Annotated in this window: 4 protein-coding genes and 1 pseudogene; 4 read left to right on the top strand and 1 reads right to left on the bottom strand. The window is 72.7% G+C overall.

Annotation, left to right across the window (positions count from 1 at the left end):
- A pseudogene (gene ppc / locus QH283_RS16510) lies at positions 1–2,567 on the top strand (phosphoenolpyruvate carboxylase); the annotation flags it as partial.
- 5 nt (positions 2,568–2,572) lie between these two features.
- Positions 2,573–3,844, top strand: a complete 1,272-nt coding sequence (locus tag QH283_RS16505) for an amino acid deaminase (RefSeq protein ID WP_280503875.1) — start codon at positions 2,573–2,575, stop codon at positions 3,842–3,844.
- 37 nt (positions 3,845–3,881) lie between these two features.
- Here the strand turns inward: QH283_RS16505 and QH283_RS16500 are convergent, their stop codons facing one another.
- Positions 3,882–4,427 carry a TetR/AcrR family transcriptional regulator gene (locus QH283_RS16500; RefSeq protein ID WP_280503874.1) on the bottom strand — a complete coding sequence of 182 codons (546 nt, stop codon included), beginning with the start codon at positions 4,425–4,427 and terminating at the stop codon, positions 3,882–3,884.
- Between the two features lie 111 nt (positions 4,428–4,538).
- On the opposite strand from QH283_RS16500, the gene QH283_RS16495 reads away from it, so the two are divergent.
- Positions 4,539–5,669 carry an FAD-dependent monooxygenase gene (locus tag QH283_RS16495; RefSeq protein WP_280503873.1) on the top strand — a complete coding sequence of 377 codons (1,131 nt, stop codon included), beginning with the start codon at positions 4,539–4,541 and terminating at the stop codon, positions 5,667–5,669.
- 116 nt (positions 5,670–5,785) lie between these two features.
- Positions 5,786–6,940, top strand: a complete 1,155-nt coding sequence (locus tag QH283_RS16490) for an epoxide hydrolase family protein (RefSeq protein ID WP_280503872.1) — start codon at positions 5,786–5,788, stop codon at positions 6,938–6,940.
- Positions 6,941–6,986 lie beyond the last annotated feature (46 nt).

Genomic DNA, 6,986 nt, shown 5'->3' with positions numbered 1-6,986 from the left:
GGCGGGCGGCCGAAATCGCGGGGCCCCGGCCGCCCATCCGCGCCTACACCTACTTCGTGCTCCTGCCAAATCTGCCCTAGCACACCCCGCGCGACCGCCGCGGTGCGGGGCAGGTCGCCGCGGGCGCGCCGCCGCAGGACTCCTCGCTGGCCGCCACCTACCGCAAACTCGACGCCGCCGGCCTCGCGGCCGACACCGTCGCCGATCTGCTCTCCGACGCGCTGGTCGCCCCGGTCATCACCGCCCACCCCACCGAGACGCGCCGTCGCACCGTCTTCGACGCGCAGGCGCGCATCACCGAGCTGATGCGCAGGCGACAGTGGGTGAGCGACCCGCGTGAACGCGCCGAGGTGGAACTCGGCATCCGCAGGCAGGTGCTGAAACTGTGGCGCACGGCCCTGATCCGCCTGGCGCGTCTGCGCATCCAGGACGAGATCGCCGTCGGTCTGCGCTACTACGAGCTCACTCTCCTCGACGTCATCCCCGCCATCAACGCCGAGGTGCGGGCCGCGCTGCGCTCGCGCTGGCCGCGAGCCGACCTGCTCGCCCGCCCGATCCTGCGCCCCGGCTCGTGGATCGGCGGTGACCGCGACGGCAACCCGTACGTCACCGCGGAGGTGGTGCGCCACGCGGCGAGCCAGGCCGCGGGCGTGGCCTTCGGCCGGTACCTGCGCGATCTGGTCGAACTGGAGAAGACGCTGTCGCAGTCTGCCCGGCTGGTGTCGGTGTCGCCCGAGGTCGCGGCGCTGGCGGAAGCCGGATATGCCGACCCCGCCACCCACAGCGACGAGCCGTATCGCCGTGCGCTGCACCGTATCCGGGTCCGCCTGTCGGCCACCGCCGAACGGGCGCTCGGCGCCGCCCTGCCGGATTCAGCCACCGGCCCCGACCCCGAGCCCTATCCCGGCCCGGCCGCGTTCCTGGGCGATCTCGACGCGATCGACGCCTCGTTGCGCGCCTCCCGCGACGATCTGCTCGCCGACGACCGGCTGGCGGCGCTGCGCGATGCCGTGGAGACCTTCGGCTTCCACCTGCAAGGCCTCGACATGCGACAGAACTCCGAGGTCCACGAACAGGTGGTCGCGGAACTGCTGGCCTGGGCGGGCGTGCACCCGGATTACACCGCGCTCGACGAGGACGCCAGGGTGGAACTGCTGGCCGCCGAATTGCGCACCCGCCGCCCGCTGCTCAGCCCGAGCGCCCGGCTGAGCGAGCTGGCCGAGAAGGAGGTCGGCATCCTGCGCGCCGCGGCGGGCGTGGTGCGGACCTTCGGCCCGGACGCCATCCCGCACTATGTCATCAGCATGTGCACCTCGGTCAGCGACATGCTCGAGGCGGCGCTGCTGCTGAAGGAGGGCGGCCTGCTGGAACCGGGCGAGCACGGCCCGCGCGGCACGGTCGACATCGTGCCTCTGTTCGAGACCATCGAGGACCTCGCGGCGGGCGCGGCCACGCTGTCGGCGGCCCTCGAGGTGCCCGTCTACCGGGAACTGGTCGCGGCGGCCGGCATGCGCCAGGAGGTCATGCTCGGCTACTCCGACTCCAACAAGGACGGCGGCTACCTGGCCGCGAACTGGGCGCTCTACCGGGCCGAACTGGATCTGGTCGAGGTCGCCCGCACGACGGGCATCAAGCTGCGGTTGTTCCACGGCCGCGGCGGCACCGTCGGCCGCGGCGGCGGGCGCAGCTACGACGCCATTCTCGCCCAGCCCGCGGGCGCGGTGCGCGGCGCGATCCGGCTCACCGAGCAGGGCGAGGTCATCGCCGCCAAGTACGCCGAAGCCGGTACCGCGCACCGCAATCTGGAGTCGCTGATCGCGGGCACCCTCGAGTCGACCCTGCTCGACGTGGAGGGCCTCGGCGAGGACGCCGAACCCGCCTACGCGCTGATGGACGAGCTGGCCGCCAGAGCGCGGGCGGCCTACGCGCGGCTGGTGCACGAGACCCCCGGCTTCGTGGAGTACTTCCGCCAGTCCACCCCCATCGCCGAGGTCGGCGACCTCAACATCGGCAGCCGTCCCGCCTCGCGCAAACCCACGAACTCGGTGGCCGACCTGCGGGCCATTCCGTGGGTGATGTCGTGGAGCCAGGCCAGGGTCATGCTGCCCGGCTGGTACGGCACCGGCAGCGCGCTCGAGGAGTGGGTGGGCGACGACCGGAAACGGCTGGCCCGGCTCAGCGATCTGTACCGGCGCTGGCCGTTCTTCACCACCGTGCTGTCGAACCTGGCGCAGGTGATGGCCAAGAGCGATCTGGCCATCGCCGCCCGCTACGCCGAACTCGTCGCCGACGTGGAGCTGCGCGAACGGATCTTCGGCATGATCGCCGATGAGCACGCCCGCACCCTGCGCATGCACGCCGCCATCACCGGCAACGACCACCTGCTCGCCGACAACCGGTCGCTGGCCGAATCGATCCACAACCGGTTCCCCTACCTGGAGCCGCTCAACCAGATGCAGGTGGAGCTGCTGCGCAGGCTGCGCTCCGGCGACGACAGCGAGCTGGTCAAACGCGGCATCCTGCTGACCATGAACGGCCTGGCCACCGCGCTGCGCAATTCGGGATAGGGACGATGATCGACACCGCCGCCGTCGGCGCGCTCGCCGATCGTGTGCTCGGCCCCGAACACAAGAGCCTGCCGCCCGCCGCGTGGGGCCGCACCGCCGGTGAGTTCCTCGCCACCGCACCGGCTCTCGCGGATTTCCCCACTCCGCTGCTCACCCTCGACCGTGCCGCCCTCGCCCACAACACCACGGTGATGGGGGAGTGGGCGAGCCGCGCCGGGGTGCGTCTGGCCCCGCACGGGAAGACCACCATGGCGCCGCAGCTGTGGGCCGACCAGCTCGCGGCGGGGTGCTGGGCGATCACCCTGGCCACCGGCTGGCAGGTCCAGCTCGCCCGCGCGTTCGGTGTGCGGCGGATCGTGCTCGCCAACAGCCTGCTCGACCCGGTGGCGCTGACATGGCTGGCCGGGGAACTCACCCGCGACCCCGATTTCGAGTTCTACTGCTGGGTGGACGATCCCGCCGGAGTGCGCCTCATGGACGAGTGCCTGGCGCGGGCCCCGGAACCGGTCGAGGTCGCCGTGGTGGTGGAACTCGGCGCCCCCGGCGGGCGCACCGGCGTGCGCTCGGTGGCCGCCGCCCACCGGCTCGCCGACGCGGTGCGACGGTCCTGCCACCTGCGCCAGGCCGGTGTCGGCGGTTACGAGGCGGCGCTGGCCGGTGACCGGGAGCCGGGGAGCCTGACGGCGGTCACCCGGTATCTCGGCGATCTGGCCCGCCTGCACCGCGAACTCGCCGAGGCGGGCGCCTATCCCGGGCCCGCGATCGTCACCGCGGGCGGCAGCGCCTTCCAGGACCTCGTCGTCGAGCACCTCGCCGGGCTGGCCGACGAGGCCGGAACCCGCGGCGCACCCACCACCGTCGTCCTGCGCTCCGGCGCCTATCTCGTCCACGACGACGGCTTCTACGCGGGCATCTCCCCGCTGGCGCCCGCCCGATCGCCGTACCCGCTGCGGCCGGCCATGCACGGCTGGGCGCGGGTGCTCTCCGCGCCCGAACCCGGCCTCGTCCTGCTCGACGGCGGCAAACGCGACTTCCCCTACGACCTGGGATTGCCGGTCCCGCAGGGGATCGCCGGCGCGCGGGTCAGCGCGTTCAACGACCAGCACACCTTCCTCCGTCTGCCCGAGGGCGCCGCGGCTCCGGCGCTCGGCTCGATTCTGCGGTTCGGTCTCTCGCACCCCTGCACGGCCTTCGACAAGTGGCGGCTGATCCCCGTCGTCGACGACGCCCGCGCCGCCGCCCCGGTGGTCGTCGACCTCGTGCACACCTTCTTCTGAGTCTTCCGGCCACCGCCGGGCGCAACCGTCGGAACCCTCAGAGGACGAGCGCGCGGACGATCCGCTCCAGCTCCGGTCTCGGCTCGAACGCCTCGGTCGCGGTCACCACGGCGCGCAGAGTCACCCCGTCGAGATAGTCGACCAGCACCGGGGCCGCCGACTCGTCGCCGCCGACCTCGCGCACCAGCTCGCCCGCCCACGCGGTCAGCCGTTCCCTGCCACGCAGCACCGAGCGGCGCGGGCCCTCGGCGCGGGCGTCGAGGAACAGGGCATAGCGGGCCAGGGTGCGGGCGCGGTCGGTGGTGACGGCATGCCGGACGAAGGCGGCCACGGTGTCGATCAGCTGGTCGATCGTGGTGGGGGTGGGCACGCGGCTCAGTGCCGCCCAGTCGAGCCGGTCACGTTCTTCCAGCCGTTCGGCGATGCCGCCGAGCAGGGCGTCGCGGGTGCGGAAGTGATTGGAGGCCGAGCCGGACGGCAGCCTGGCGGCCTCGTCCACGGCCCGGTGGGTCAGCGCCCGGGAGCCGCCCGCGCCGAGCACGTCGATGGCGGCGTCGAGAAGTCGTTCGCGTGTGGTCGGCACGACGTGAGACTACACCAGTAGTGATATTACTACAGGTGTTGTAGATTCACTACAGAAGTAGTAGCTGGGCGGGGTGACCGTACAGTGGCCCTCACGGACTGGAGAAACGACATGCCCGAAGTGATCGTCGTCGGCGCAGGCATCGGCGGACTGGCGACCGCCATCGCGTTCACCCGCCTCGGCCGGCCGGTGCGTGTGCTCGAGCGCACCCCCGAACTCGCCGCCCCGGGCGCCGGACTCTCGTTGTGGCCCAACGCGTTGCGCGCCCTCGACGCGCTGGGGATCGGGGATCGGGTGCGCTCCCGCGCCGTCGAACACGGGTCAGCGGGCATCCGTGACAGTCGCGGCCGGTGGCTGTCGGAGTTCGACCTGCCCGCGCTGGCGCAGCGCTACGGGTTGCCCATCGTGGTGCATCGCGCGGATCTGCTCGACATCCTGCGCTCGGCGCTGCCCGCCGGGGCGATCCGCACCGGCGTCACCGTCACCGAGGCCCGCCCCGACGGCCTCGTGCGGCACACCGGCGGAGAGATCCGCGCCGATCTGATCGTCGGCGCCGACGGCATCAACAGCGTGGTGCGCCGAGCCGTCGCGGGCACGGTCCACCCCGTCTACTCCGGCTACACCGCCTGGCGGGTCGTGGTCGCGCCGAGCGGGCCGGTCACCGAGTTCGGCGAGAGCTGGGGACGCGGCCTGCGTTTCGGCTTCGCGCCGCTCACCGACGGCCGCATCTACGCCTTCGCCTGCGCGAACAAGCCCGAGGGCGCCCCGAGCGCGGGACTGGCCGAGGTGCGCGAACTGTTCGGCGACTGGCACGACCCCATCCCGGCATTGCTCGCCGCCGCCGACCCGGCCGCGGTCCTGCACCACGACATCTACCGTCTGCCCGGCCTGAAGAGCTTCGTCGCGGGCCGCATCGCCCTGCTCGGCGACGCCGCGCACGCCATGAGCCCCAACCTCGGCCAGGGCGCCTGCCAGGCGCTGGAGGACGCCGTCGTCCTCGCCGCGGTCGTGGCCGAATCCGGTGTGGCGGGGACCGCCGAGACCGGATCCGACGGCCTCGCCCGCTACGACCGCCTGCGCCGCCCACGCACCAGGATGATCGCGGCCAGGTCCGACCGGCTCGGCGCCGTCGGCCAGCTGTCGTCGCGCCCGGTGGTCGCCGCCCGTGACGCGGTCATGCGGATGACCCCACCCTCGGCTCAATTCCGTGCGCTGGCACCGATTCTCGACTGGCGGCCGTGATCTGCCGGTGGGCACGCCGCCGCCGTGCCCGCGGAGCGACGGACTCGTTTCCCGAACCGAGTGCGGCGCCGAATTGCGGACGAGAACTGGCCACAAGTGTTTCTAGCGTGCCCACCATGACCGATCGAGACGAGTTCATCCCCTTCCACATCGACATCCCCCAGGATCGCGTCGACGATCTGCGCCGACGACTGGCCGATACGCGGTGGCCCGAGGTAGCGGCCGCGGGCTGGGAGAAGGGCACCCCGGTGTCCTACCTGCGGGCGCTGGCCGAGTACTGGCGGGACGGATTCGACTGGCGCGCCGTCGAATCAGGCCTCAACGAGTTCCCGCAGTTCCGCACCGAGATCGACGGACAGCCGCTGCACTTCCTGCATGTGCGCTCGCCGGAGCCCGACGCCACGCCGCTGGTGCTCAGCCACGGCTGGCCGTCGACCTTCGCCGAGTTCGCGCGGGTCATCGGCCCGCTCGCCGACCCGAGGGCGCACGGCGGCGATCCCGCCGACGCCTTCCACGTGATCGTGCCCTCGCTGCCCGGCTTCGCGTTCTCCGGCGTCGGGCCGGAGGACGGCGCGGGCAGCACCGAGCGCCACACCCGCGTGATCGCCACCCTCATGGACCGTCTCGAGTACGAGCGGTACGGCGCGCACGGCGGCGACGCGGGCTACTTCGTCGCCACCGAACTCGGCCGTGTCGCCGCCGAGCACGTTCTCGGCATCCACGTCAACGGGCCGATCCTGATGCCCTCCTGGGACGGCTCGGACGACGACGCCGCCTACACCGAGGCCGATCAGGAGAAGCTGGGCAAGCTGGTGGGCGAGGAGAGCTTCACCCGCTTCGGGTACGCGGCCGTGCAGTCCGGTCGCCCCACCACCCTGGCCGTGGCCATGCACGACTCACCCGCCGGGCTGCTGGCCTGGATGACCGACATCTATCACCGCTGGACGAACCCGGCGATCACCCTGCCCGAGGACGCGATCGGTCGGGACGCGCTGCTCACCGAGGTCAGCCTGTACTGGTTCACCGGCTGCTTCGCCTCCTCCATCCGCCTCTACGGCGAGGGCTCGGCCTGGGGCGCCGCCCTCGAACCCGCCGCCGTGCCCACCGCGGTGGCCGTCTTCCCCGGCGACACCTCCATCCGGGCGCTCGCCGAACGCAGGCTCGAGCTGGTGCGCTGGACCGAGTTCGACCGCGGCGGCCACTTCGCCGCGCTGGAGGCCCCGGACCTGCTGGTCGGCGACATCCGCGCGTTCTTCCGCACCGTGCGCTGAACCGGGCGCGGGGGGGGGGGGCGCCGGGGGGGGCCCCCCCCCCCCC

Source organism: Nocardia farcinica, assembly GCF_029867845.1.
Taxonomy (GTDB): domain Bacteria; phylum Actinomycetota; class Actinomycetes; order Mycobacteriales; family Mycobacteriaceae; genus Nocardia; species Nocardia farcinica_A.
Note: the sequence above shows the minus strand (reverse complement) of the source record. Positions and strands in the feature narration are given on the sequence as shown.

Coding starts and splice junctions, on each gene's coding strand:
- QH283_RS16490 (WP_280503872.1), top strand. CDS start 5,786: ATGACCGATCGAGACGAGTTCATCCCCTTCCACATCGACATCCCCCAG.
- QH283_RS16495 (WP_280503873.1), top strand. CDS start 4,539: ATGCCCGAAGTGATCGTCGTCGGCGCAGGCATCGGCGGACTGGCGACC.
- QH283_RS16505 (WP_280503875.1), top strand. CDS start 2,573: ATGATCGACACCGCCGCCGTCGGCGCGCTCGCCGATCGTGTGCTCGGC.